The organism is Stutzerimonas stutzeri (assembly GCF_051028275.1).
In the GTDB taxonomy this organism is placed as follows: domain Bacteria; phylum Pseudomonadota; class Gammaproteobacteria; order Pseudomonadales; family Pseudomonadaceae; genus Stutzerimonas; species Stutzerimonas stutzeri_AS.
This window is the reverse complement of record NZ_CP069269.1, coordinates 1,890,051-1,916,863: the sequence shown is the minus strand read 5'-3', so window position 1 is coordinate 1,916,863 and position 26,813 is coordinate 1,890,051. Positions and strand designations below refer to the sequence as shown.

At 60.1% G+C, this 26,813-nt stretch carries 22 protein-coding genes and 2 riboswitches; of the genes, 10 read left to right on the top strand and 12 right to left on the bottom strand.

Features of this window, described 5'->3' with window-relative positions; all coding sequences use genetic code 11:
• Window positions 1-1,044, top strand: coding sequence for a sodium:calcium antiporter (locus JQR87_RS08880; protein ID WP_407290833.1), 1,044 nt, complete (start codon window positions 1-3; stop codon window positions 1,042-1,044).
• A gap of 7 nt (window positions 1,045-1,051) precedes the next feature.
• Here the strand turns inward: JQR87_RS08880 and JQR87_RS08875 are convergent, their stop codons facing one another.
• Window positions 1,052-3,415, bottom strand: a complete 2,364-nt coding sequence (locus JQR87_RS08875) for a DNA polymerase II (protein WP_407290834.1) — start codon at window positions 3,413-3,415, stop codon at window positions 1,052-1,054.
• A gap of 218 nt (window positions 3,416-3,633) precedes the next feature.
• Between JQR87_RS08875 and JQR87_RS08870 the strand changes: the two genes are divergently transcribed.
• Window positions 3,634-4,752, top strand: a complete 1,119-nt coding sequence (locus JQR87_RS08870; RefSeq protein WP_407290835.1) for an SMP-30/gluconolactonase/LRE family protein — start codon at window positions 3,634-3,636, stop codon at window positions 4,750-4,752.
• Between the two features lie 130 nt (window positions 4,753-4,882).
• On the opposite strand, the gene JQR87_RS08865 is transcribed toward JQR87_RS08870, so the two are convergent.
• Both JQR87_RS08865 and JQR87_RS08860 read right to left on the bottom strand, forming a co-directional pair.
• Window positions 4,883-5,791, bottom strand: coding sequence for a chemotaxis protein CheV (locus JQR87_RS08865; RefSeq protein ID WP_407290837.1), 909 nt, complete (start codon window positions 5,789-5,791; stop codon window positions 4,883-4,885).
• 125 nt (window positions 5,792-5,916) lie between these two features.
• The gene (locus JQR87_RS08860) at window positions 5,917-7,104 is read right to left on the bottom strand and encodes an acetyl-CoA C-acyltransferase family protein (RefSeq protein ID WP_407290838.1); all 1,188 of its coding nucleotides are present in this window, start codon (window positions 7,102-7,104) and stop codon (window positions 5,917-5,919) included.
• Between the two features lie 305 nt (window positions 7,105-7,409).
• On the opposite strand from JQR87_RS08860, the gene JQR87_RS08855 reads away from it, so the two are divergent.
• The 5 genes from JQR87_RS08855 (at window position 7,410) to JQR87_RS08835 (ending at window position 12,021) form a co-directional block, all read left to right on the top strand.
• Window positions 7,410-7,721, top strand: coding sequence for a hypothetical protein (locus tag JQR87_RS08855; RefSeq protein WP_407290839.1), 312 nt, complete (start codon window positions 7,410-7,412; stop codon window positions 7,719-7,721).
• 77 nt (window positions 7,722-7,798) lie between these two features.
• Window positions 7,799-8,092 carry a GNAT family N-acetyltransferase gene (locus tag JQR87_RS08850; protein WP_407290840.1) on the top strand — a complete coding sequence of 98 codons (294 nt, stop codon included), beginning with the start codon at window positions 7,799-7,801 and terminating at the stop codon, window positions 8,090-8,092.
• Between the two features lie 69 nt (window positions 8,093-8,161).
• A complete protein-coding gene (locus JQR87_RS08845) occupies window positions 8,162-8,515 on the top strand; it encodes a YkgJ family cysteine cluster protein (RefSeq protein ID WP_407297771.1) in 354 nt (117 codons plus the stop codon).
• Between the two features lie 21 nt (window positions 8,516-8,536).
• Entirely contained in the window at window positions 8,537-8,878 is a 342-nt protein-coding gene (locus tag JQR87_RS08840; protein ID WP_407290843.1) for an FKBP-type peptidyl-prolyl cis-trans isomerase, read from the top strand.
• 179 nt (window positions 8,879-9,057) lie between these two features.
• On the top strand, window positions 9,058-12,021 hold the full coding sequence (locus JQR87_RS08835) for a PAS domain-containing protein (protein ID WP_407290844.1): 2,964 nt from the start codon (window positions 9,058-9,060) through the stop codon (window positions 12,019-12,021).
• 44 nt (window positions 12,022-12,065) lie between these two features.
• On the opposite strand, the gene JQR87_RS08830 is transcribed toward JQR87_RS08835, so the two are convergent.
• The 7 genes from JQR87_RS08830 to JQR87_RS08800 all read right to left on the bottom strand — a co-directional run bounded on the left by JQR87_RS08830 (window position 12,066) and on the right by JQR87_RS08800 (window position 22,219).
• Window positions 12,066-13,328 (bottom strand): D-amino acid dehydrogenase, encoded by a 1,263-nt coding sequence (locus JQR87_RS08830; RefSeq protein ID WP_407290846.1) that lies wholly within the window; start codon window positions 13,326-13,328, stop codon window positions 12,066-12,068.
• Window positions 13,329-13,388: 60 nt separating this feature from the next.
• A riboswitch (glycine riboswitch) is annotated at window positions 13,389-13,475 on the bottom strand.
• Between the two features lie 4 nt (window positions 13,476-13,479).
• A riboswitch (glycine riboswitch) is annotated at window positions 13,480-13,575 on the bottom strand.
• A gap of 196 nt (window positions 13,576-13,771) precedes the next feature.
• The gene (locus JQR87_RS08825) at window positions 13,772-16,882 is read right to left on the bottom strand and encodes an ATP-binding protein (protein ID WP_407290847.1); all 3,111 of its coding nucleotides are present in this window, start codon (window positions 16,880-16,882) and stop codon (window positions 13,772-13,774) included.
• A gap of 175 nt (window positions 16,883-17,057) precedes the next feature.
• Window positions 17,058-17,408, bottom strand: a complete 351-nt coding sequence (locus tag JQR87_RS08820; protein WP_407290848.1) for a hypothetical protein — start codon at window positions 17,406-17,408, stop codon at window positions 17,058-17,060.
• Between the two features lie 166 nt (window positions 17,409-17,574).
• Entirely contained in the window at window positions 17,575-18,984 is a 1,410-nt protein-coding gene (locus tag JQR87_RS08815; RefSeq protein ID WP_407290849.1) for a DegQ family serine endoprotease, read from the bottom strand.
• Between the two features lie 284 nt (window positions 18,985-19,268).
• Window positions 19,269-20,531: a DUF2254 domain-containing protein gene (locus tag JQR87_RS08810; RefSeq protein WP_407290851.1), complete on the bottom strand. Its 1,263-nt coding sequence runs from the start codon at window positions 20,529-20,531 to the stop codon at window positions 19,269-19,271.
• Window positions 20,532-20,625: 94 nt separating this feature from the next.
• Complete coding sequence (locus JQR87_RS08805) at window positions 20,626-21,297, bottom strand: HAD family hydrolase (RefSeq protein WP_407290853.1); 672 nt, start codon at window positions 21,295-21,297, stop codon at window positions 20,626-20,628.
• Between the two features lie 223 nt (window positions 21,298-21,520).
• Window positions 21,521-22,219: an AraC family transcriptional regulator gene (locus JQR87_RS08800; protein WP_407290854.1), complete on the bottom strand. Its 699-nt coding sequence runs from the start codon at window positions 22,217-22,219 to the stop codon at window positions 21,521-21,523.
• A gap of 162 nt (window positions 22,220-22,381) precedes the next feature.
• Here JQR87_RS08800 and JQR87_RS08795 point away from each other — a divergent pair, with 162 nt between their 5' ends.
• On the top strand, window positions 22,382-22,774 hold the full coding sequence (locus tag JQR87_RS08795) for a hypothetical protein (protein WP_407290856.1): 393 nt from the start codon (window positions 22,382-22,384) through the stop codon (window positions 22,772-22,774).
• Between the two features lie 126 nt (window positions 22,775-22,900).
• Window positions 22,901-23,488 (top strand): LysE family translocator, encoded by a 588-nt coding sequence (locus JQR87_RS08790; RefSeq protein ID WP_407290859.1) that lies wholly within the window; start codon window positions 22,901-22,903, stop codon window positions 23,486-23,488.
• Here JQR87_RS08790 and JQR87_RS08785 read toward each other — a convergent pair.
• Both JQR87_RS08785 and JQR87_RS08780 read right to left on the bottom strand, forming a co-directional pair.
• Window positions 23,470-24,348 carry a helix-turn-helix domain-containing protein gene (locus tag JQR87_RS08785; RefSeq protein ID WP_407290861.1) on the bottom strand — a complete coding sequence of 293 codons (879 nt, stop codon included), beginning with the start codon at window positions 24,346-24,348 and terminating at the stop codon, window positions 23,470-23,472. The genes JQR87_RS08790 and JQR87_RS08785 overlap by 19 nt on opposite strands.
• A 116-nt stretch (window positions 24,349-24,464) precedes the next feature.
• Window positions 24,465-25,427: a hypothetical protein gene (locus JQR87_RS08780; RefSeq protein ID WP_407290863.1), complete on the bottom strand. Its 963-nt coding sequence runs from the start codon at window positions 25,425-25,427 to the stop codon at window positions 24,465-24,467.
• A 174-nt stretch (window positions 25,428-25,601) separates the two neighbouring features.
• Between JQR87_RS08780 and JQR87_RS08775 the strand changes: the two genes are divergently transcribed.
• Window positions 25,602-26,771 carry a DUF1615 domain-containing protein gene (locus JQR87_RS08775; RefSeq protein WP_407290865.1) on the top strand — a complete coding sequence of 390 codons (1,170 nt, stop codon included), beginning with the start codon at window positions 25,602-25,604 and terminating at the stop codon, window positions 26,769-26,771.
• Window positions 26,772-26,813 lie beyond the last annotated feature (42 nt).

The following is a 26,813-nucleotide window of genomic DNA, read 5'->3' as shown; positions in this document are numbered from 1 at the left end:
TTGCTTGATCTAGACGCAATGGATCTGCCGACAAGCGTGGGCCTCCTGATCGCCTGCGCGGTGGTGATTGGCGTCGTAGGGACCCGTCTGACCAAGGTCGTCGATGAACTTGCTGATCGAACAGGCATGGGCGAAGCGATGGCGGGCGCGATTCTGCTGGGAATGGCGACGTCGCTGTCTGGCATCGTCCTGTCGATTACCGCAGCCTGGCAGGGACAACCGGAACTGGCGATGAGCAACGCCCTCGGTGGCATCGCGGTGCAGACGCTGTTTCTTACGGTTGCCGACCTTGCGTTGCGACGGGTCAATCTTGAGCACGCGGCCGCTTCGATGGGAAATCTCATGCAAGGCACTTTGGTCTTGTGCCTGCTATCACTGATTCTCGTTGGCGCCTTCTCACCAGATGTAGCCGTCTGGAGCATTCATCCAGTTACCCCGCTGCTGCTGATCGGCTATCTCTACGGTTTACGCGTGATAGCCAAAGGTCAACGTGAAGCCATGTGGCTTCCGGCCCGAACGCGGGAAACCCGTGAAGACACACCGGATGAGGGACCATCGGAACACTCGCTGGCTTCGCTTTGGATCCGATTCGTGATCATGGCCGGGATACTCGGCATCAGCGGCTGGCTGCTGGAAGCCTCGGCAAGCGGAATAGCAGCCCGCACATGGCTCAGCGAAGCGGCTGTAGGGGTCCTGATGACCGCTGTGGTGACCTCCCTGCCGGAGCTGGTTACCTCGGTTGCCGCGGTCAAGCGAGGCGCTTTGACCCTGGCCGTGGGCGGGATCATCGGAGGTAATGCGTTCGACACCCTGTTCGTCGCGGCTTCGGATGTCGCCTATCGAGACGGCTCGATCTACCACCATATATCGAGCAGCGTTCTGCTTTGGGTGGCGCTGTCGATCCTCATGACAGCTGTGCTGCTGATGGGCCTGTTACGCCGAGAGAAACACGGCCTTGGCAAGATCGGCTTCGAGAGCGTGACGCTGATCGTGCTCTATTTCTCCGGGGTCGCGATGGTGCTCGCGAAAAGCCAGCTCGGCTGACTAAACCTCAAAACAGCCCCAGCTGTTCATCGATCAAAGCGGAAAAACAGTCGTTCACGAATGGCAGGATGGCGTCGGCAATCGGTTTCAGCTGCCGAGAGACGTAGTGGTCGTAATCAATGGCTGCACGGCGGACCTCCAAAGGCTCCGGTCCGGCGACTGTGATCACGTAGCTGATCCAGCCACCATTCTGGTATTGCCGCTGACGCCCCTGCTGCAGGTTATATTCGTCGGCGATCCGCGCAGCACGTACATGCGGGGGTACGTTGCGTTCGTAGTCGTCCAAACGACGACGCAAGCGCTTGCGAAAGATCAGCAGCTCATCAAGCTCACCGCCCAGCGTGCGTTGAACATAGCTGCGCACGTAGTCCTGATAGGGTTCGCGGTTGAAGATGCGCCGGTACAGCTCCTGCTGAAATTGCTGCGCCAGCGGTGACCAGTCGGTTCGCACCGTTTCCAATCCTTTGAAAACCAGCCCATCACTGCCGTCGGGCCGCGTGACCAGCCCAGCGTAGCGTTTCTTGCTGCCCTCTTCCGCGCCACGGATAGTCGGCATCAGGAAGCGTCTGAAATGGTTTTCAAATTGCAGTTCCAGCGCGCTTTGCAGCCCGTATTCCTCCAGCAGATGCTCGCGCCACCACTGGTTGATCTGCTGAACCAGGCGTTGGCCGATACGCGCCGCGTCCTCATCGTTGTGAGCGCACTTGAGCCAGACGAAGGTCGAATCGGTGTCGCCGTAGATCACGCTGTAGCCCTCGGCTTCGATCAGCTCGCGGGTGCGCCGCATGATCTCATGGCCACGCAAGGTGATGGACGATGCCAGGCGCGGGTCGAAAAACCGACAACCACTGGAGCCGAGCACCCCATAGAACGCGTTCATGATGATTTTCAGTGCTTGGGACAGCGGCTTGTTGTCTTCCCGCTTGGCCGCCTCACGACCTTCCCAGACGCGCTCGACTATCGCCGGCAGGCAATGCCGCGTTCGCGAGAAGCGTGCGCCGCGAAAACCCGGAACCGATTCGCTGTCATCGGGCTGGCGCATGCCTTCGACCAGCCCCACCGGGTCGATGAGAAAGGTCCGGATGATCGACGGGTAAAGGCTTTTGTAATCCAGCACCAGCACTGATTCGTACAGGCCCGGCTGCGAATTCATCACGAAGCCGCCAGGGCTAGCCTCGGGTGGCCGCTCGCCGAGGTTCGGTGCAACGAAGCCCTGGCGGTGCATCAATGGAATATAGAGATGTTCGAACGCAGCCACCGAACCACCCATACGGTCCACAGGCAGACCAGTGACCGTGGCGCGCTCGAGCAGGAAGGTCAGCAGTTCGGTCTTGTGGAAGATTCGGGTAACCAGCTCGCAGTCTTTGAGGTTGTAGCGCGCCAAGGCCGGCTTGTCCTCGGCGAACATGCGGTTGATTTCGTCCATGCGGTGGTAAGGCGTGTCGATGGCCTTACCTTCACCGAGCAGCGTTTGAGCCACGTTTTCCAAGCTGAACGAGTTGAAGCTCCAGGTAGCCGAGCGCAGCGCCTCGATACCATCGATTATCAAGCGCCCCGCTGCCGCAGCGAAAAAATGGTTGCCTCGACCGCCATGCTCGCGCCACGCCATTTCCTCCCCGCCACGGCCCAGGCGTAGCGGGACCTGATAACGCTGGGCCTGTTCGCGCAGCACACGCAAGTCGAACTGAACCAGATTCCAGCCAATGATGGCGTCCGGGTCGTGCAGCGCCATCCATTCATTGAGCCGTTCGACCAGTTGCCGACGGCTATCGCAGTATTCGAGCTGAAAATCCACCGTGCCTGCATCGCCGTTGGCTGGGCCGAGCATGTAGACCTGCCGCTGACCGCACCCCTCCACCGCGATGGAGTACAGCTCACCACGCATGGTGGTTTCGATGTCCAGGGAGGCCAGTCTGAGCCGTGGTCGATAATCGGGTGACGGTTTGATCTGCGCATTGAGGAGCACACCGTCAGCGTCCGGCTCACCCACGAAGCTGACCGGAGCGGTGATGAATCGCTCCATCAGATAACGCTCCGGTGGGCGGATGTCTCCCTCATAGACGTCGAGCCCCGCCCCCCCCAGTCGCTTGTCCAGCGTCACCAGCTGACGGTGTTGCTTGCAATACAGGCCCACCACCGGCCTGTGTCGAAAATCGGTAAGCCCCAGCGGCCGCAGCTCTACGTCGAGCTCACCCTTGAGCAGCATTTCCGCTTTACGCTGTTGCGCCACCGGGACGAACGCAACCGACGGCTGATACGGGACACGAAGTCGGCGCGGCCCGGCGTCGGTCGCCACCCAGAACTCCACTTCTGTGCCAGCTGCCGTGTCGCGCCAATGCCGGGTCAGGACGAAGCCCTGCTGTAAATCCACCGCGTTTCCCGTCCGAGCCTGTTTGAACGCCCATTCTACCGCGGTGCTGAAGCGCCGGGTCGGGCAAGAGACTTATCAAGTCATCATACGACACCTTTGAATCCATGACGCTCAAGAGCCTCATACAGCGACTTTTCTGCGTTGACAGGCTCGATATCGCTGCAATACTCGACCAGGTCATACGACGACTATACGAATAACAACAATGGAAACTTCACATGACCACACGCATCACCGATTCACGAGTCGACGAGACACTCGACTCCCGTCGGAGCTTCCTGAAACATTCACTGATGGTCACGGCCGGCGTTGCCTCGGTTGGCAGCCTCGGTCTGACACGCCTGGTGGCTGCCGAGCCGCTGACCCAGCGCTACCCGGACGAACTGGTGGAGATACTCGATGAAAGCTTTGCCAAGTATCGGTTGTTCAATGCCAGCGTCGAGCGGCTGGCCAGCGGCATGCGCTGGGCAGAGGGGCCGGTATGGATTGGCGATGGCCGCTACCTGCTGGTCAGCGATATTCCTGAAAACCGAATCATGCGCTGGGATGAGATAACCGGTTCGTTCGACGTCTACCGCCAGCCGTCCAATCACTCCAACGGGCTGGCGCGAGATCTTCAAGGCAGACTGCTGACATGCGAAGGCTCGACTACTAACGGCCAAGGCCGGCGTGTAACACGCACCGAAACCGATGGCAGCATCACTGTGCTGGCCGAGGAATTCGAAGGCAAGCGCTTCAATTCGCCGAATGATCTGGCAGTTCACATGGACGGCTCGATCTGGTTCACCGACCCGCCCTTCCAGACCAGCAATTTCTACGAAGGGCACAAGATCGAAACCGAGCTGCCAGACGCCGTCTACCGCATCGATGGGGAAACCGGCACCGTAACGCGCGTAGTCGACCAAATCTCCGGTCCCAACGGGCTCTGCTTCTCGCCGGATCAAAAGACCTTGTACGTCGTCGAAGGCCGTGCAAAGCCGAACCGCCTGGTCTGGGCCTACCCGGTCAATGACGACGGCACCTTGGGCGAGCGTCGCAAGCACATCGAAGCATCGGCCTATGGCGCGCTGGATGGAATCAAGTGCGACGAAGACGGCAACCTGTGGTGTGGCTGGGGCAGTTCGGGCGCACCGGAAGCAGTGACGGCCGATCTCGATGGCGTGATGATATTCAACCCGCAGGGCAAGGCCATTGGCAAGATTCGGCTACCGGAACGCTGCGCCAACCTGTGCTTCGGCGGGGCTAAGGGCAACCGCCTGTTCATGGCCAGCAGCCATTCGCTCTATGCCCTGTACGTCAACACGCGTGACGCGACCTTCGGTAAATCCGCCACCTGAACGGTGGCGCGCCTCATCAGACTCCGCGTTGTATATAGCGTTTGCTCGCGATCGGATACGCACCGGCTAGAGGTGATCGCGAGCAAGCTCGCGCCTACAGAGCGGAAGCGCATCAGAATGCGCGAGCAGGTCAGGCGACGGAGGACTCTTCACCCTGGTGAATGACCCGCGCAGCGCGCAGCATGCATTTGGCCATTTCCGGTGGGGAGAACTTTGTCAGGATGTCGTTGGCGCCGGCGGCCTTGGCCTTGTCGGTGCTAATGGTGCTGTCCAGCGAAGTATGCAGCAGCACATAGAGCGATGCGTAATCGGGGTGTTTGCGTAATGCCTGAGTGAACGAATAGCCATCCATTTCCGGCATCTCGATATCCGAGACCACCATGTTGATCGCATCGTAGCTGCCCTTGAGGCTGTCCAGTTTCTCGAATGCCTCTCGGGCGCTGCGCACCGCATGGCAGGTGACGCCCATTTTGCTCAGCGCCGAGACGGACATGTGGATGGCAACCTGGCTGTCATCGACGACCAGCGCACGGGTTTCGGTCAGCAGCTGGGCATCCTGATCATCCAGATCGGAGAGATCGGCCTCGACCGGTATCGGCGAGATGTTATGGATGACCTTTTCCACATCGAGGATCTGAATCAATTCCCCATCCACATCCGCCGTGCCCGTGATGAACGAGCTTGAGCGTGCGCCGTAGGGCGGCGGCAGAATCTTTGATGACTGGATATGTACGATCCTCACCACCGATTGCACGTGCAGCCCCTGCTTGGAGCGGCTGATTTCGGTGACGATCAGACAACCGCCCTTGGGGTCCTGCAACGGCGCCATGCCGATGGCCAGGCTCAAATCAATCACCGACAACGGCTGACCGCGAAGCGTGGCGACACCACGTACATGCGGGTGCGATTCAGGCAGGCGCGTCAGCGAGGGCGTCGGAATGATTTCGCTGACCTTCAACAGGTTGATCGCCATCTGCTTGCCGCTGCGAAGCGTGAACAGCAGAAGCGATAAGGAGTCGGTGGCGGATACGTTGTTCATGGGTCGTCCTGATGAGAAAGCCGGTCTCGAGCGGAGATATCACCTCGCTACCGGCTTGTCGGCAAGAGACGAAAAATCTTCAGTCGCCCGCTGCGCAAGCCGACGAGATGTCCGCATAGCACTGATCAGACGCGCTCGAATACCGCCGCGATACCCTGTCCGCCGCCAATGCACATGGTGACCAGCGCGTAGCGACCCTGGATGCGCTGCAGCTCATGCACCGCTTTGACGGAGATGATCGCGCCGGTCGCACCCACCGGATGCCCAAGCGATATGCCAGAGCCATTCGGATTGACCTTCGCCGGGTCCATGCCCAACTCTTTCATCACGGCGCAGGCCTGGGCAGCAAAGGCCTCGTTGGCCTCGATCAGGTCCATATCCTCCAGACTGAGCCCCGTGCGCTCCAGCACCATGCGCACCGCAGGCACAGGCCCTATTCCCATGTACGCCGGGTCTACACCCGCATGGGCATACCCGACCAACCGAGCCATGGGCTTGAGTCCCAACGCTTGGGCTCGACCAGCCTCTGCAAGTACCAGCGCAGCGGCACCATCGTTCAGACCGGAGGCGTTACCGGCTGTCACGGTGCCGTTCTCCTTGCGGAAGACTGGTTTCAACGCGGCGAGTCGCTCAGCGGTCAGGTCTGAGCGAAGGTGCTCGTCGGTATCGAATAGAACGCTCCCCTTGCGAGTCGTGACGGCCACCGGGACGATCTGACCGCGGAAACGACCGTCCTCCACCGCTCGCGCCGCGCGTTGCTGGCTTTCCAGCGCCAGCTCATCTTGCTGCTTACGGCTGATGCCGTAGCGCTCGGCCACGTTTTCGGCCGTCACGCCCATATGGAATTTGCCCCAAGGGTCATGCAAGAGCGTGTTCATATAGTCGATCGCCTGACCGTCCCCCAACCGTGCGCCCCACCGCATGTTCGGCAGGATGAACGGCCCGCGGCTCATGCTTTCAGCGCCGCCAGCGATCGCCACATCGGTATCGCCCAGCAGAATCGCCTGCGCCGCTGAAATGACGGCCTGCAGGCCAGAGCCGCACAAGCGATTGACATTGAATGCGGGCGTCTTCAACGGGATGCCGGCGTCGACCGCAGCGACGCGCGCCAGGTAGCCATCCCGTGGTTCGGTGGGTATGACATTGCCCATGACGACGTGGCCGACCGCATCGGGCGGCGTACCAGAGCGCTCCAGTGCGCCGCGACAGGCAGTAGTGGCGAGAGAAATCAGGTCGACATCCTTCAGCCCGCCGCCAAAAGAGCCAATCGCCGTGCGCACCGCGCCGACTATTACAATGTCGCGTTGAGCCATGAGCTTTGATCCGTTTGGCAAGCCAGGACCCGATCCTAGCCGGATCAACCAGGAGAGCAATACGCAGCAGTCCAGAAATACTCTGCGTATTTGCAGAACCTGACGGTCTATTTCTGTCTGGCGCGGCACTGCTCTTGTCATGGCGGCAGGCGCACCTTGGGTGTCCCTGCAGTCAAGGCGTCCGCACCCGTTAACAGGGGATGGCACGCCCTGCTGAGTGATGCGCCCGTCGCGCGCTTCGGTCCTGACGGAACGATGCATGCCAAGACCCGGCCCAAGCTAGACAACACAGCGGAGGCCCAGCGATGACCAAGGCAGTCAAACCGGACGCCGAACAACCGTATTTCGATACGCCAGCGCACATCCCCGACGGCAGCGATCACCAAATTCCGCATAGCCACCGACTGGCCTACCGAGACCATGACGTGATCGTGCACCTAACCGGCTATGAATACGAAACCTTTGGCGAAACGCTCTGGGCCGTTGGCGCGGAAGTGGTCAAGGGTTTCGAGATCATCGTCCCGGTGAGCGTGGACCACACGCAACACTACCGCAGCTACGAAGAAGCCCTGGCGCGCGGAACAGAGCTGGGCAAACGCTTGGTCGATGCGCTCTAGCCAGCCGACCAAACGGCTTCATAACGTCCACTCTACCGGCAGCTTGATACTGCCCGAACAAACCGGAGGGTTTATCGATGAACGACACCAACGCCAACGTGCGCCATGACGAAACCGAGCAACGTTACGTACTCGAGGTCGGGGGCGAACAGCTGGGTATGGCCGGCTATCAGGATGACGGGCAACGTAGGATCTTTACCCACACCGAGGTTGACCCGAGCCTTGAGGGTAAGGGAATGGGTAGCAAGCTGGTCCGCGAAGCACTGGAAGATACGCGTCAAAGCGGCAAGCGCATCGTGCCGGTCTGCGAGTTCGTGGCTGCGTATGTGAACAAGCATCACGACTGGGACGACATCATCGACGCCCAATAACATAGCGGGGGGCAGGCACGGCCCGCGCGGGGCGCTACCATGCGCCCCCCTTTGGCTGAAGCACCGCGTATGAGCTGTACCGACCGCACGATAGATCACCTCCGCCGACGCATCCCGGGCTTTGCCTGTGAGCCAGGCTGCCATGACTGCTGCGGCCCTGTTACCGCCTCATCGGAGGAAATGGCCCGGCTGCCTCATAAAAGCGCTGCGGAACATGGCGCCGCACTGGAACAGTGGAACTGTGTGCATTTGGGCCCCGACGGCTGCGAGGTCTATGACGAACGCCCGCTGATCTGTCGGTTGTTCGGTACAACGCCCAGCCTGCCTTGTCCACGGGGTCGCGGCCCGGAATCGCCCACCTCGCCCCAAGTGGAAAAACAAGTGCACCAACTCATTGCCAGTACCCGCCAGGTACTGGTCTAGCCCACATGATCGAGAGAGACGATGAGCGACGAATTACAGATCGAAGACATCCAGCTCGGCGACGGAAAGGCCGTCGTCAAAGGCGCGTTGATTACCACCCACTATCACGGTCAGCTTGATGACGGCACTACCTTCGACTCTTCCTATGACCGGGGCAAACCCTTCCAGTGCGTGATCGGAACGGGTCGGGTAATCAAGGGCTGGGATATCGGCCTGATGGGCATGAAAGTCGGCGGTAAACGAAAGCTCTTTGTGCCCGCCCATCTCGCCTATGGCGATCGTCAGATCGGTGAACACATCAAACCGAACTCGAATCTGATGTTCGAAATCGAGCTGCTCGAAGTGCTTACCCGCGACGATTGAACGTGAAGCCTCGCACAAACAGCAGGGACACGCCCAACTTTGCCGGCTCGCTGCAATCAAAGCGTTTGCAGACACCGGTTTTCAACGTGTTTCGCTAACCAGCCGATTCCTCTGCAGCGTAGACTGCAGGCAACAGGCCAGTATTTCTTTCTCCTTTCGAATCTAAAACGAACCCGTCGATGACAGCAGAAGTTCCCACGGCGCCCGCTGCCGTTCGCCAAGCCGCCTTTCCCATCGAAGGCGGCAAGCTGGGCGAACTCATCCGCGCTCACGACTGGTCTCGCACAGAACTCGGCCCTCCGGAACAATGGCCGCAAAGCCTGAAAACCATCACTTCGATGTTGTTGTCATCGCCCGTCCCCATCGTCCTGCTATGGGGAACCAAGGGCATCATGCTCTACAACGATGCGTATTCGGTGTTCGCTGCAGGTAGACACCCCAAGCTCCTCGGCTCGGAAGTGAGGGCGGGCTGGCCAGAGGTGGCAGAGTTCAATGACCGCGTCATGAGGGTCTGCCTGGCGGGCGGGACCCTCGCCTACCGGGACCAGGAGCTGACCTTGCTCCGCAATGGCCAGCCTGAACAGGTCTGGATGAACCTGGACTACTCACCGGTGCTGGACGAGTCGGGGCAGCCCGCTGGGGTTATCGCCTTCGTTGTAGAGACGACCGAACGCGTCAAAGCGGAACGTCACTTACTCGCCGAAAAGCACAGACTGACCCTGCTGTTCCAACAGGCGCCCGGTATCATGGCCATGCTGAGCGGTCCGGAGCACCGCTACGAAATGGCAAACCCTGCCTACGTCAACCTGATCGGCAACCGGGAACTCATCGGTATACCGGTGCGCGATGCGCTCCCTGAAATCGCTCGGCAAGGGTTCGTCGAGTTGCTCGATCAGGTCTACCGGACCGGCGTTGCCTATGTCGGCAGCTCTGTCGAATTGAACATCTTGCACACGCCGGAAGCCGAGGAAACCTATATCCTGGATTTTGTCTTCCAGCCCGTTATCAACAACCAAGGCACTGTCACCGGAATTTTCATACAGGGGCACGACGTCACACAGCGCGCGCTGGCAGAACGTCGAATGCGCTTTCTGGACGCACTGGGCGAGGCCACAGCGGCCAGCACTGACGCTGACACTATTCTTGCCACCACAACTCGGCTGCTCGGCGAACACCTTGGCGTCTCCGTCTGCGCGTACGCTGACATGGACCCGGATGAAGACGGCTTTACGATCCGTGGCAACTGGGCTGCTCCTGGCGCGCACGGCATCGTTGGTCATTACAGCCTCGCCGCTTTCGGGCAGCTCGCCGTGACCAATCTATCTGCAGGCCAGCCACTTGTCCTCAACGACACGGCGAGACAATTGCCCGCCCATGAGGCGAACACGTTCATTCGTCTCGACCTTGCGGCCACGATCTGCCTACCCCTGATCAAGGAAGGCAAACTCACCGCGCTGATGGCCATCCATGACACCAAGCCAAGGGTCTGGACGGCAGAAGAGCTGGCCCTGCTCACCGAGGTAACGGAGCGTTCCTGGGCCCATATCGAGCGCGTACGCTCCGAGGCCGCCGTTCGACTGGCTGAGCAACGCTTTCGCCATGAACTCGAACGCCAGGTGGCCGAGCGTACCGCTGCGCTCGCACAGAGCGAGGCGCAGATTCGTACCGTTGCGGCCAGCTCGCACCTGTACCAGTGGCTATTGAGTACCGACGGAACCGTCGTTTACGCCAATCCCACCTCTCTCACCGGGATTGACGCCACGGCACCGGACGTGGTCGGTGAGGCGTTCTGGGATACCCCCTGGTTCAGGCACACCCCCGGCATGCACAGCATGGTCATGGCTTGCGTGGCCTCAGCCAGCGAAGGCAATAGCGATAACCTGAGCATGCGACTGCAGCTTCCAAAAGGGACACGGTCGTTCGACTTTTCCATCAGGCCGGTTTTGGATGAAGCCGGCTCGGTCGTCGGCATCGTGCCGGAGGCCGTAGACAGCACCGCACGATTGGAGGCTGAGCAGGCCTTGCAGCAAGCGCAGAAAATGGAGGCGCTGGGTAACCTGACCGGTGGCATTGCGCACGACTTCAATAATCTGCTGACGGCGGTAATGGGTAACCTCGAACTGCTTCGCAAACGTGTGCCGGAAGACTCATCCCTGCTGCGGCTCATTGACAATGCGCGGATTGGCGCCGAGCGTGGTGCTTCGCTGACGCGTCGAATGCTGACCTTCGCCCGCAAGCAGGATCTGCTGGCCGAACGCATCCAGCCCGGCAGATTGATTGCTGAGATGACCGAACTGCTGGAGCGCTCGCTTGATCCGACGGTAACCATCGAAACCTGCGTCGCCCCGAAATTGCCAGAGATCGAGGCCGACCCCAATCAGCTGCAGACTGCATTGCTCAACCTTGCGCTGAACGGCCGTGATGCCATCTGCGGACAGGGGACCTTGATCATCAGCGCTCACCATCAGCGCTCGGAAGGTCAACATGGCATCGCGCCGGGCGAATACCTGTGCCTGTCGGTAACCGATGAGGGCGAAGGCATGGACGAAGCCACGCTCAAGCGCGCCACCGAACCCTTCTTTACCACCAAGGGTGTTGGCAAGGGGACAGGGCTCGGGCTTTCCATCGTGCACGGCTTCGCCCAGCAGTCCGGCGGCGCGCTGATACTTCGCAGTGAAGTGGGGGTAGGTACGACCGCGCAGATATGGTTACCGGCCATTGAGGACAGCCTGTTGCTGCAACCGCTCGAAGCTGATCGGGAGGGGCCCGTGTTAGCAGACCCCGCCCGACTCAACATTCTTGCTGTAGATGACGACGTACTGGTGTTGTTCAACACCGCCGAAATGCTGCGTGATGAGGGATATCAGGTCACCACTGCCCATTCCGCCGCGCAAGCGCTGGAGCTGCTAAGCGAGAACCGATTTGATCTGCTGATCACCGATCACGCCATGCCAAAGATGACAGGTGCGCAGTTGGCGCTCGAAGTGCGCCGGGTACTGCCGGACCTGCCGATTCTGCTGGTCAGTGGCTACGCCGAAATCCCTGCGGGTACCGCCGCGGAACAGCTGCCGCTGCTGTCCAAGCCTTTCTCCCAGGCGGCGCTGATGCAGGCCATCGCGACGGTGACCCGTCGCGATGGCTGACTGACGATGTCGCCACCGCTTCCGGATAACTTTGCCGAGCCTGATCAGGCGTGAGCGGAACGAGCAACAGTCGCTCTCGGCACCGTAGCGCCCATCGTATCGCTCACTACGTCGCCCAGCATGTCGGCTGTAATGGCGCAAAGTGTCCAGCCAAGATGGCCATGACCGGTGTTGTAGAACACACACGGTGAGCGACCACGGCCGATCTTGGGCATCATGTTCGGCATCATCGGGCGCAGGCCCGCCCAGGGCACCACGCTCTGGGTACTGACGCCCGGAAAGCATTCTGCGACCCAATCCACCAGCGGCCGAATCCGGTCCGCACGGATATCACGGTTATAACCGTTGAACTCGGCAGTGCCGGCCACGCGCAGGCGGCTGTCGCCAAGGCGGCTGGTGACCAGCTTGGTTTCGTCATCCAACAGGCTAACGGTGGGCGCAGCGGCACGGCTCGCCTCGTCCTTGAGGTTGACCGTGATCGAATAGCCTTTGACCGGGTAGATGTTCACCCGATCACCCAGTTGTGCAGCCAGCTCGCGACTCGCGGTTCCGGCGCATACAACGATGGCGTCGAACTGTAGCCTTTCCTCGCCCCCTGGCACTCCGATTGTTACGCTGGCACCCTGGCCATCGGTCGCAACCCGGCGAACGTCCTGACCGTAGCGGCAATCGACACCCAGACGAATGGCCGCCGCAGCCAGACCATGGGTGAACATATGAATGTCGCCGGTAGAGTCGCACTCGGTGAAATAGCCACCGTAATACTGGCCTGCCAGGGTTGGCTCGATGGCGCGCATTTCATCCGGCGTCACACTGCGACGGGGCAATCCGCCGTCAGCCAGCAATGCGGACACCTTGCCGGCATGGTCAAACCCGGCTTTGTCGCGGTAGATGTGGAGAATGCCGGCCTTCTTCAGATCGAAGTCGATACCCTCCTCCTCGGCCCAGGCGAACAGGTGCACGCGCGCGGCGATAGCCATGCGAGCCGTTTCGATGGTGTTCTGACGATATTGCGGGATGGAGCCGATGAACTCGGCGAACCAGGACAGCTTGTGCCAGCTGGGCTTGGGATTGACCAGCAACGGCGCATCGCTCTTGAGCATCCACTTGATGCCTTTGAGGATGGTCGACCAATGGGTCCAGACCTCAGCATTCGAAGCGGACAGTTGGCCACCGTTAGCGAACGAGGTCTCCATCGCCGCGTAGCGGTGCTTTTCGAACAGGGTTACGGAGAAACCGCGCTTGGCCAGCGCATAGGCGGTGGTGATACCGGTAATACCACCACCCACAACAGCAATCTTCTTCATCGTGCAATTCCAGAACGTCACAGGTTAGAGCCCGTCCGCGTCACGCGGATCAAGCGCCCCCTCTGTCCTGGACCTGAGAGATTCACGAGCTCGGCTCGCTTGCTCCTTCGGTGCGGCGGGCGACGACGGCCCGACGGCTCTTCAGAGTTCACCGGTGGTAACGGTCCTTTTGCCTGAGAGTTTCCGGGGCGGTTGCTCCTTCGGCGCTGTGACGGCGTGGCCGCACAGTCTCTCCCGATACCACATCACTGCCTTCAGCTAACAGCATCCGGCAGGTAAAACTTAGGCAGGCTGCGTGCCAGGGAAATCCTTCACCAAGTCGTACATCTACCGCAGCGCCACCATTCTTGTCGCATTGCACGGAATAAAGCGCACGCAGTGCCGAAGCGAATCGCTTTTTACAGCAGTTGCCAGGCGGAAGATAGCCCCGGCATGTAATTACATCATTCGCCCACCACGTCGATCAGCCGGGAAATGTCCACTGGCTTGGTCATGTGTATATCGAAGCCCGCAGACACCGCGCTAGCCTTGTCGCTCGGCTGCCCCCAGCCCGTGATGGCGATAAGCCTTACGGAGTCCGACTGGGCACGAATCATCCGTGCCACCTCGTCACCGCGCAGCCCCGGCATGCCGACATCCAGCAATACGACTTCCGGATCGACGTGCTGGTAACGCTCGAGCGCCTCGATGCCATCGAAGGCGACATGCACCTCATGGCCTTCGAGCCGGAGTATTTCAGCCATGGTCTCAGCGATATCACGGTTGTCGTCGGCCAGTAGGATTCTCCGCTTGTTCAGCGTGACGCCCTGGTGAGTATTGGAACTCGTATCGAGCGCGCCTTCAGAAAGAACCGGCAGGGTCAGATTGAACTCGGCGCCCTGCCCCAACCCTTCACTGCGCACCCGTAAGTCCGCCTCGTGCAGCTTCGCCAGGCCCTTGGCCAGCGCCAGGCCGATCCCAAGGCCGGTATTGATCTGGCTGCCTGCAATCGGCACCTGGGCAAATCGCTCGAAGATCACCCTCAGGTTTTCCCGCGCGATCCCGAGGCCGTTATCGCTGACCGATACCATGGCGCTGTCGCCATCCCGTGTCGCCGTGATGCGAATACACCCGCCGTTAGGCGTGAACTTCGCTGCATTATTGAGAAGGTTCGTCAGGATCTGTTCGAGGCGTAACGGATCCGCGTCGACCAGGATTGGTGTTTCCGGCAGGTTCACAACCAACTGATGCTGCTTCGTCTCGATCTTCACCCGAGTGGTTTCGATGGCGGCCTCGATGACCTTGCGCAGGTCCAGCCGCTCCTTGCGCAGGACCAACTTACCGAGAGTGATGCGTGAGATGTCGAATAGATCGTCGAGCAACAGCGCCATATGTCGCACCTGCCGCTCGATGATCTGCTGACTACGGGACTTTTGCGCTTCCGAGGCGCCTGGCGAACCGAAAATGCCGGCAGCCAGGCGAATCGGCGCGAGCGGATTGCGCAACTCATGTGCAAGGGTGGCGAGAAACTCATCCTTGCGCCGGTCCGACTCAAGGATCGCCGCCTCCTGATGCTTGGCATCAGTGATATCAGCAAACCACACAGCGATACTGTTTTCGAAGGGTGTTGCGACCATCCGAACCCAGCGATCCTTTTCAAACGCAGTGCTTCGCAGCTCCACATCACGAGGCTCCCGGAAGCGACTGACGTCTTGCAAGGCCTCAACGGCTTGTGGGTTGGCGCTTGGACCCAGCACCTCTGCCAGGCGACGTTTCATCAAGCCAGAAACCGTGCCCTGCAAGGCGGCGGCGCCGGTTGCGTTGATGAAGTCGATAATGAAATCGTTCGGTTGCACCGTACCATCATTCGCAGGCGAGACGATTGCAAAGGGCACCGTGGACGAATCCAGCGCCACCTGCAGGCGTCGCTCAAGCATGCCGACCTTCGATTGCGCCCGCGCCCGGTCGATGAACACCGCAGCGATTCCAGCAACAAGATCGGCCAGTCGAATCTCCCGCTCGGTAGGCAACCGAGGCTCTTTGAGCTGCACCGTGATGGTCCCAAGCACACTGTCATCGCTATGACGAATGGGCGTGCTATGGACCGAGCGAAACCCCTCGCTACGCGATATGGGGAGTAGCTCATAGAAGCCTGGGTCAGTTTCGGTGTCAGCCACTACAACACGTGACCCTTTTTCCACTGCCATGCCGCAGGGGCCATTGCCAGGCTGCAGGTTATCCATTTTCGCCAATGAATCGGCTGAGAAGCCCTTCGAAGCATGAATACGCAGGGACGGCCCATCACTGATCATCAACAACCCGTGGGACGCGCCGTGGAGCGTGCAGAGCGCATCGAGGATGGCGTCCAGTTGAACGTCTAACTCAGGCATCTGCAGCAGCCGGCGACTGAGGTCCTGCACCAGCTTCAGGTCGCTCACCTGCTGGGTCAGGTCCTGCTGCGTCAGCTCCAGCTGGAACAAGGTGGCATCACGCTCGGACTCGCTCTCATAGCGAGCCCGCGCTGCGCGTTCTAGTGCGCGCCCAACCTCTCGAATCTCAACAATCTCGCTGTCAGGCGCCTGCACCATCTGGCCTTGGCCGATCGCCTGCGCAGCGCGTCGCAGATGTCGCATCGGGACGTTGATGCTGCGGGTGGCGAATAGCGCTGCAGACACTGCAAACAGCAGAGACAACAGCAAGCCCCCGCCATACAAGGTGTACGCCCGCGCCGCGCCCGCCTCCACCACCTCCGTGGGTACGCCGGTGGCTATGACCCACCCGGATGGCTGCAACCTTACAAACGATGTATAGGCTACAGTTCCTTCCATCGTTGTGGAGACGCCCATGCCTTCTTCGCTTGGGTCCTCGGCCAGCAGTTGCGCAAGTGAAGGCGAAGCAGGTTGACCCAGCGTTTCCTCGTGGCGCAGCGACCGAGCAATACGTACGCCATTACCGTCAATAACGGTATTGACCCAGCCTGGCGGTAGCCTGCGGTTGTTGATTACATCGGCGATGGCTTGGGGTTTAACCACCGCCGTCAGCACGTAACGGATCTCGGATCCGACCTGGACTGGCACCCGCAAGGGCATGCCCCACGCACCACTTGGCCCCTGTGCCATATTGCCGACCTGCAAGTCGGCTGAACGCATAAAGTCGGTGAAACTTTGAGGATCGGCCATCGTCGGGGAATCTGGCGAATTGTGCAGCGAGACTCGCCGTAGTACTTGGCCGTCGATGCTGATCACCAGCAGCGCATGCCAGCTCGGAACGGAGGGCAGCACACGTCGAACCATGTCAGCAAAGGTATCGATATCTCCACGGTCCAGAAGCGGCGATTGTGACAGCGCTTGCAGCACATTCAGCGATCGACTCAGCTCGACCTCGACCGCTGTCGCGGCAAGGCGCGTTGCTTCCAGGCTGCGCTGCTTGGCTAGCGCTTTCTGCTCATTGACGATTGACAGCAGACCCAGCCCCGCCACCAGGGCAAGTGGCAAGATCCCGGCCAGCGCAATCGTCAGCAGCCGGCTGCGCAACGGTACGGACCGCACCGGCCTGGCGCCATTCGCCTCAGTCAAGATATTCCTACCCCCGGTGCTCCGCTTGGCAGAGTTTCAGAAACGTCTATACATTGATATCAAACAAGCGAAGCGCTGTAGCTTAAGCGATCCGGATGAAGTGAGCATTGGGCAGTTGATGACTTTAGCCGCATGCGGGTTCGGTCAGGCACCCGTCTGACCATACCCGGCGCACTCATTCGTCGCGAATACAGGTCAACAGCGCGTTGAGTGTCGAGTCACCGTACTCGCCGCTCATCGTTAGCGCACGCCGCCCTTCGGGCGCGATGATGGTGATTGGCGTGCTATCCAGACCAGGAGACGCTTCGGTCTCGCCTGGATGCAGCTGGCACGCCACCTTGAAGCGCTCGTGATTGGTGATAAGCACCTGCACGCGCCCAGACTCGATTCCAGGCTCGGTATAGGTGTCCAGTTCACTCACCTCCACATCGACACGCAGCTCGTTCAGCTCACGCTCCAACTCCAACGGCGCAGCTATCGCCACAGCCGACAGCAAGAGCAACCCCAACGTTAAAGACGGGTTCATAGCAACCTCCTCGGTTCATCCAAACCATATGGAGCTGCCAGCCGATGCTGGAGTTCGGAGTTAATCCGATTCGCCGCCCGCGCATCAAAGCGAAGTCATCTTTGAATAGGGTCCAGACGCAAAAAGGCCCGCACAAGGCGGGCCTCTCGTTTTGCTTGCCGACGGGTTACTTCGGCAGTTTGAAGGTGATGAAGCTGGCGCGACCTTCACGCAGTACACGCATCGATACGGAGCGGTTCTTCGGCAGGTCTTTTACCACCTGGCTGAATTTCTTCACCGAATCGATCGCCTCGTTGTTCAAGTGAGTGATGACGTCACCCGGACGCAGACCGATCATCGCTGCGGGGCCCTGGCTGATGTCGCTGATCACCACGCCGCCGGAGATTTCCAGCGCCTGGCGTTGCGCGTCAGTGAGCTCGGTTACCGAAACACCCAGGCGATTGTTGCTTTGAGTCTTGGCGCTCGGACCCTCTGCGGAGGCCAGTACGTCGCCATCCTCCGGCAGCGCACCGATGTCGATGTTCAGCGTCTTGCGCTGGCCATCACGCACCACTTCAAGCCTGGCTTTGCTGCCTGGCTTCATTGCGCCTACCAGGTGCGGCAGATCACCGGACATGTCGATCGACTTGCCATTGACGCTCAGGATCACGTCGCCGACTTTCAGGCCGCCCTTCGCTGCCGGGCCGCCATCCATGACTTGTGCGACCAGCGCACCAGCGGGACGATCAAGCCCGAACGACTCGGCCAGATCCTTGTTCACTTCCTGAATGACCACGCCAAGCCACCCGCGGCTGACCTTGCCGTCTTCACGCAACTGGTTAGCCACGTCCATGGCAACGTCAATCGGGATGGCAAACGACAATCCCATGAAGCCACCGGAGCGGGTGAAGATCTGGGAATTGATGCCTACAACTTCGCCTTCCAGGTTGAACAGCGGACCGCCTGAGTTACCCGGGTTGATCGCCACGTCAGTCTGGATGAACGGCACATAGCTCTCGTTCGGCAGACTGCGACCTTTGGCACTGACCACACCTGCTGTAACGGTATGGTCGAAACCGAACGGGGAGCCAATCGCGACGACCCATTCGCCTGCTTTCAACTCCTCTGAACTGCCAATCTTGACGGTTGGCAGACCATCCCCTTCGATTTTCAGCAAAGCCACGTCGCTGCGCGGGTCGGCACCCACCAGCTTGGCTTGCATCTCGCTACGATCCGGCAGGCGCACCATGATTTCTTCAGCGTCAGCGACAACGTGGTTGTTGGTCAGAACGTAACCGTCTTCGGAAATGATGAAACCTGAACCCAGCGACTGCGCTTCGCGGCGACGCTCGGGTTGCTGCGGCATTCCACGCTCGAAAAATTCACGGAACATGGGTGGGATGCCTTCAAGATCAGGCATTTGGGCTTGCGCGTTGCCGCGCATCGGCTGCTTCTGCTTGGTGCTGATATTCACCACCGCAGGCGATGCGTCCTCTACAAGCGGGGTGAAATCTGGCAGGTCGGCATGGGCGAGTAGCGTCTGTCCAAACAGCGCTACGCCGGCCACTGCAGCCAGAAAGTTTCTACGAAGAATCATAGTGACTGGTCTCTCCACGATGAAAGAATGGGTTGAACACGACCGGTCTCGCGCCACAGCCGATTCCTGGTCAAAAAAGCAGCGGGTTGCCGCATGCACAATGGCTGACTCTAAGCCGACAGCCGCGTTGCGGCAAACCCACCCAAAGGAGCTAGCTGTTCCGTCAGCCTGATCCAGACTTTACGCCGAAGACAGTCAGCTTGGTGTGTAGCGGGCGTAAAGGAAAAGTAAGGTTTTGCCAGGGTCCCAAGCAGATCCATGATCCCCAAAACCAGTCTGCCCCTCTAGTCCGCGGTTTCCAGCAGCCCCGCTGCGTTTGCAGCTTGACACACACGCCGGTAGTCATCTGGCACCGTCAACGCCGCCTCCGCACGTTTGAGTGCCATCTCCGCATGTCGGTTCGCCGCCAAGGCAACGGCTGCATCCCCAAGTCGTCCCAGTGACGCAAGGGCCTGCTGCAGTCGTATACACACCTCGACGATGGCGGCGCCATCGCGCGCGATGGGCGTAAAGAAATCATCGAGCATGTGCTCTACGCTCAGCCCCGGCGCGAAGACACGATCGAACGTCGGTTCTTCTGGCGGCGTTGGCCTGGACAGGTGAGACAGTACCCGGACGCCCCGGCCGATGACGTCAACCGCTGTGCCCTGGTCGTTGATGCCTGGCGACAGCGCCCGGGACGCGACCTCGGCCAGGACGATAATGCCGTACCGGGGGTCTCGGTCGAAGGTGCGCTGCGCGCCAATCACAAAAGCATCGCGCAGCGCGCCGTCACAGTCCTCAGCAATCCCCACCGACCAGGCGATGGGTTGCGACGGCTCGACGAATATCCCTGGCAATACGCAGACATAGACCGCGCGCTCTTCCGCCTTGGTCAGTTCGCCCAGCGCAGGCATGTCGATGTGCTGCACGAAACCAATCTTGTCGGGGTACAGAGGGCGTGCGCCCGGCAAGACCTTTGGATCCACTTCCAGCGGCCGTCCCCCCAGAAACGGCTGCTCCATTCGTTGGCACAGCGCCTGGGTCGCCGCCTTCTCGACCCTGGCCGTAGTCTCCGCAACGCGGCCCAGCCCCGACAACTGATCGATCCAGCGCAACAGTGCGTAGAGCACCAGAATGACCACGAGGATCGTGGCGGCGAACAGCACTACGCGGCCATTGTCGCCATAAAGGCCGGTACTCAAAGCGATGATGCCGACCAGGCTGAAAATGAACGAGCCGACAAAGGTTGAAAGCGTGTTCTGTGTGGTTGGGTCTTCGACCAACAGGGAAATGGCGCGCGGCGTAACGTTGTTCGTTGCCGAGCCGTAAGCCGCCACCATAATGCTCAGGGAGAAGGTGGTGACGGCAAGCATGCTGGATGCCAACACACCGAGAATATTGTCGACCGCATCGGAACCGATCTTGGTCGGTACGTCATCAGGAATGTACGGAGCCGCTACCAGCGCTACCAGCGCGGTAGCAATCCCCAACACTGAATACAAGCTGGCCCGGAACCAGGGTCGCTTGCTGATGCGGATGAGAAACCACTTCCAACGCTCGATCATTTGTCGCTCGCACTACGTCTGTTTCAGTACAGACAAGCACGTCGGAGGACCGTTGCGTGACTTTGCTGGAATCTTCGTATAGCCGGTCTGCACCTTAGTCAGCCACTAGGCTGGCCACCGTTGCCGGCAGGTCGCGCATGTCATTGATGACCGCCGAAACGCCCATTTCCCGCAACGCCTGACCATGCCCGGCAGGAATGTGGCTGGCCCCGGTAAAACCGATTACCTGCATCCCTGCGGTACGCGCCGCCAGCACACCGGTTGGGCTGTCCTCTACGACCAGGCAGCGCCCTGGCGCAACCCCCATCCGCTCCGCCGCCAGAAGATAGACATCCGGCGCAGGCTTCGGCGAACGAACCATCTCTGCACAGAAAATGTTGCCGGCGACTCGCTCGGTCAAGCCGGCGCGGCGCAGTGACGACTCGACATTATGTCGCCGGCTGTTGGACGCCACCGCCAATGGCAAATCGATCGACATCAGCGCCTCTCGGACGCCGGGAATGGCCTGCACCTCCTCGGCGACCACCTTCTCCGATTGCTGACGAAGGTCGCTGTCGAAGCTTGCTGGCAATGTAAGGCCGAAGCGTTTTTCGATCAGATCGATGATGCTGGGGACCGTTAGGCCGAAAGTACCCTCCAGCGCTTCATGCAGGCGTTCGGCCGGAACGTGAAGGCTCAGTGCCTCGAACAGCACGCGGTGGCTGATGATTTCGCTGTCGACGATCACGCCATCGCAGTCGCTGATCAGTAAGTCAATGATAGCCATCGGGTCTCCCTCGGGTGAAGCACGCTTGGCGTGCAATGCCTCCACAGCGAAGGCAGGCCTTGGACTGCAACAAACCGGGCGAGTTTTACCGCATCATCAAGGCCTTCATCACGCATCGTCAGCGAATCGCTACCGGCTGCTACTGCGCTGGCATGCCGGCACAGCAAGTTCCGCGCCGACTGTCGCCCCTCCGACCTAGCGCTGCATAGCGCAGGGGCTTCCATCAATACCGGCCCGGCGTGACGCCGAACACACGGCGGAACAAGGCAATGAAAGCGCTTACATTGTCATAGCCGAGGTCCAGCGCGATCGCAGTCACCGATCTACCAGTGGCTAGCATCTCCAACGCTTTCGACAAGCGCACACGCTGGCGCCATTCAGTGAACGTAAACCCGGTTTCGGTGATAAACAGGCGGGTCAGTGTCCGTGGCGCAACGCCCGCCCAATCACCCCACTCCTTCAATCGCCGGTCGTCATCAGGCCGTTCGACCAGGGCTTGAGCAATCCTGCGCACGCGTGTGTCCCGCGGCATGGGCAGGCTAAGAGCCACGTGCGGAGCCGAACGAATTTCGTCGAAAATCACGCCTGCCAGCCGAGACTGCGTCGCATCGAGCGCATCGGTGGTCCAGGAGGCGGCTCGCGCAACGGCCTCGCGCAGCAGACCCGAGACTGTTAGGACGCAGGGCTCGCTGTGCAGCTCGGCGCAAACGGTCGGTGCCACGTACAGACTCCAGCCTGAAAAGGGCCCATGCGAACGAACCTCATGCGGCACACCCGGCGGTATCCAGACGGAATGACTGGCAGGCACCACCCAGCGGCTATCTCCAGCATCGACTGTCAACAGCCCTTGCGTCGAGCCCAACAATTGCCCTCGAGCATGGCGATGGCGCCCTGTTACCCGCACGCTGGAGGATAGACGCATTGTGGCCCTCAACAGCGGACCATCGGAGGAAGAGGCTGATGTCGGCAAAATCATCGGCTGAGACATGCTTGGCTTCAAACTTACATTAAATGGCTTACATACCGTACCAGCGCCATCTTTGGCTGCCTACAGTGTTGCTTCCACTAACAGGCAGAAATCCACATGCAACCGACCAACATTCGCTCCGCTCTGGATGACATCCTCAATCACCCTCACCGCCCGCTTGAAGATGTGCTTGATCGTCATTTCAGCCCAGAATATCGACAGCGAACCAATGGGCACTGGGACGACCGCGCGGCGTTTTGCCAGCACGCCCGCAAATTGCGTGAGGTCATAGCATCGGCCCGCATTGAAGTGCTGGATGAATTGCGCGACGGCGCACGCTACGCCGACCGCCATCGTGTCTACGTTACAAAACGCGATGGCACGCACGTCGTGCAGGAGGTGTACCTGTTCGCAAAACTGGATTCCAAAGGGCGTTTCTTACGGGTTGAAGAAACTACCCTGATGCTCGAAGGTGCAGAGGCGGATCGTGATATGGGTCGCGCGAAATAACTAGGGAGCCGTCATTCGCTGCCGGGCCCCAACTGTTGCGCAGGCAGTCGCGCATTTCCTTCAATACACGCGCTCCGCCAACTCCTATCTTCAGGCCGTCTTCTCTGCAAGAATCCAGGAGTTTCGATGAGCCTACTACTCTCCATGGCCGCTTTTGCGCTGGCGTCCTCCATTTCGCCCGGCCCAGTCAACATCGTCGCGCTCAGCGCCGGGGCGCAGTTCGGCTTACGGCCAGCCATGCGTCACGTGAGCGGCGCTACCCTTGGCTTCACGCTGTTGTTGTTACTAATCGGGCTGGGTCTGAACGAACTGCTCGATCATTGGCCTTGGCTGACCGATTCGATCAAGCTGGCCGGCGTGGCGTTTCTGCTGTACATGGCGTTTCGGTTGGCAGCGGACGATGGTCGCTTGAATGCAGACAAGCCCGCGTTGCAACCGACGATGCTGTATGGCGCAACCATGCAGTGGCTCAATCCCAAGGCCTGGCTGGCCTCGGTTGCGGGCATGGGGCTGTTCGCATCAGCGGGCGACGCGCCTTCGGTATGGCGCTTCGCCGCGATTTACTTCGTGATTTGCTATGCCTCGCTGGCCTGCTGGGCATATGCCGGTACATTTCTTCGGCATTATCTCAACGAGCCGGCACGGGTACGGCTGTTCAACCGGGTAATGGCTGCGTTGCTGGTCGCCTGCGCGGCTTACCTGTTGTTGACCTGACGGGTTTCGTAGCGCATGCCTGAGCTTAGGCTCCGGTAGTGTCCGGGCGTGGCGGCAAGCAGTTGCTTGAAAGCGCGCTGCAGGTGCGCCTGGTCGGCAAAACCCGCAGCCAGCGCCACATCTGCAATAGGCCGGCCCCGCCGCAGCTCGGCGCGGGCGAACTGCACGCGCCGGTTGGTCAGATAAGCATGCGGGGTCATCCCGAAATGCTTCTTGAAGGCGCGAATGAGACCCGACGGTGAGATGCCTGCCATCAAACTGATTTCGTCCAGTTTGAGGGAGCGCTGATAGTTGTCGGCGATGAACTCGGCGGCGCGCTGCAGTTTCAAGTCGTTCAGAGGAACGCTCTTTTCGAGTCCCAGCCGCTCGTGTAGCTGAGAGAAGAACGATACGGTGGCCGCTTCCTTTTGCATCAGGTCGGCGTTACCGTCGATAAGTACCGCGTGAAGGCAGCGAAAGCCCGACTGTAGCAGCCGATCATGCGTCATTATTGGGGCGAAGCAGCGAAAGCCGGCGCCACCCATGCCCAATTCGTCTTGCAGTTCGCTCAGCCAGCCAGCATCGACATAAAGCATGCGATACGCCCATGGCTGGTTGTGGATAGGGTTGCAGGCGTGTACGTCTCCGGGGTTCATCAGCACCAGCGTACCGGCTTCGATGCGGCACTCACGGTCGCCGTTGATGTAGGTGCTGGCGCCACTGTCGATCAGCCCGATGGAGAAGGTTTCGTGGCTGTGCCGCGCATAACAGACGCGGCGGCCGTCTTCCACGCTGCGCGACTCGATGAACGGCAGCGCCTCGTCGCGCCAGAAGCTGGAACCTGATGCTGAACGAGACGGGGCAAGGAGGTGCTGATGCATGATTCTATAACGGCGGGTACGGAACCTCAGCGTAGCTGAAATCGGATCATCCGATCGGCAACCCTTTCTTTTTTTCTCCATGCCGTGGCCGTTCGAACACCGGCAGGCGCGGTTTTTTAGAGAATTTCCAGCCCCTCACACTTGTAGTCGCCGATAAAGATGTCGTCCTGTAGCACCTCACCGTCGAGGTTGAAGCAGAACAGGTAGCTCTCGGTCCGATCACCAATCTCGACGCTTTTCAGGCCAACGCACTCATTCGGATAGCCCGGCAGGATCTTGAAGGATGAGATTCCGCGTTCTGGGATACGCTGGCCAATTTCAAGGGTTCGGATCTGGCTGAAGTCTTCGTTGGCAATGATCAATGTGTTGGCGCCACGCTCCCGCTCATCGATCGCCTCGTCGAATGGTTCAGTCGAGATTTTGCGAGGGAAGAAAAGCCATTCGCGGCGATACGGATGCCATTCGGCCGCTTCGTGAATGACATAACCGTCCGGCCCAACGCCGACCGCTTCGCGGATACGTTGATAGCGATCCGACCAATTCACGCTTTGTACGGCGTATTGGCGGTCGAGCAGCTTTACCCATTCCTCCGGCGCCTTCTTGCCGTGGCTGCCGACCACCAATTGGTCGTAATAGAGCGTGGCCCACTCCGCTTTGAAACCCTTGAACGCCTCATCACCGCTGCCGGTCATGAGGATGTTTCGGGGCACCAACTGGTTCTGGTCGCGGATCTCGCAGACCAAACCGGTGCGGTCGTCGAAGGTGACCAAGCGTTTGCCGAACATGACCAGTTCGGAAAATTCGGCACCGCGGCCACCCTCGGCGATGAGACTGACAAGCTGGAACTCGCCGCCCTCGTGCTCCGGAATGTCCTCGAAACGGAAGCGTGCTTTGCCCGTCTGCAGATCAACGTCACGGAGCAACCGATCGTGGCGCAGGGTCGACCTCCAAGCGATCTGGCCGCCATCCAATTCGACCTGGGACGCGTGATCCTCATCGGTGATGATGGCCAGCATGTATTCACGGGTGGTGCTGTCGTAGCGTTCGAGTCGCCGAACGTCGAAGTGCGATTCGCTCATGAAGTCAGGTGCTCGTCTAAGGTAGGCGTCGCCGGTACACCCGGCGGCTTATCAGTTTTCGGACAGCGCGGGCCAAACAAGTTCACCCGTTGTCGCGTCAGTGGCTCAGCGACAGCAGAACGGCTGCGTCTGTTTTGCTGTCGAAATTGGGACAACATATCCAGATGAGACCGCATGATTTTTCAGTCCTTCAAGCGACTGGGTTCGATCGCCGACTCGCACGCGAACCTGCAGACCCTATCCAGTCGAGCCACGCGCCGGCCCGCCGTTACGCTCGCCAGCGCCTTGCTGCTGAGCCTGGCCGGCTGCGGCACGCAAAAACCAGACGTGCCGGCGCCCAGGCCGGACGAAGTCCGCGCCAAAATCGTCCGGCTAATCCCTAGCAGCATTCCGAATCGCCATGGCTGGGCCACCGACATCTACGCTGCATTCGATGCGCTGGCTATCCCGCCGACTGATGAAAACCTCTGCGCCGTCCTAGCCGTCACGGTGCAGGAATCTACCTTTCAGGCGACGCCACCGGTCCCGGGGCTGGCGAAAATCGCCCGCGAAGAGATCTACCGGCGCGCGTCCCGACTTCATGTCCCGCGCTTCATCGTAGATGCAGCCCTGGACGTTGAATCCCCCAACGGCAAGACGTACAGCCAGCGACTTGCAGCGGTGCGCACCGAAGAGCAACTGAGCGCCATTTTTGATGATTTCCTCGGCATCATGCCGCTCGGCAAGCAACTGTTCGGCACGCTCAACCCGGTCAAGACCGGTGGCCCAATGCAAGTCAGCATCGCCTTCGCTGAAGACCGTGCGCGAGACTATCCCTATCGTCGAGAAGGATCTATCAGAGACGAGGTGTTCACCCGCCGCGGCGGTATGTATTTCGGCATTGCGCATCTGCTGGATTATCCGGCGAGTTACACCAAGCCGCTGTACCGCTTCGCTGACTTCAACGCCGGCTGGTATGCCAGCCGCAACGCCGCCTTCCAGGCCGCAGTCAGCCGCGCCAGTGGCATCAAGCTGACCCTCGATGGCGATTTGATCATTCATGGCAGCAGCAAAGCCGGCCAGACCGAACGTGCGGTTCGCTCGCTGGCGGGCAAGCTCGACATGACCGAGACAGCCATTCGCAACGCACTGGAACGCGGCGATACGCACGGATTCGAGAAAACCACCTTGTATGAACGCGTGTTCGCGTTGGCTGAAAAGCGTGCCGGAAAGCCACTGCCCCGCGCGATGCTGCCCGGAATTCGCCTGGAGAGTCCGAAGATCACACGCAACCTGACCACGGCCTGGTTTGCAAATAGGGTCAATGATCGCCATCTGGCGTGCATGAAACGCGCAGGCCGCTAGCGGGAACATTTAGTCATTGCCCCCCTCGCAGTAGAGGTACTG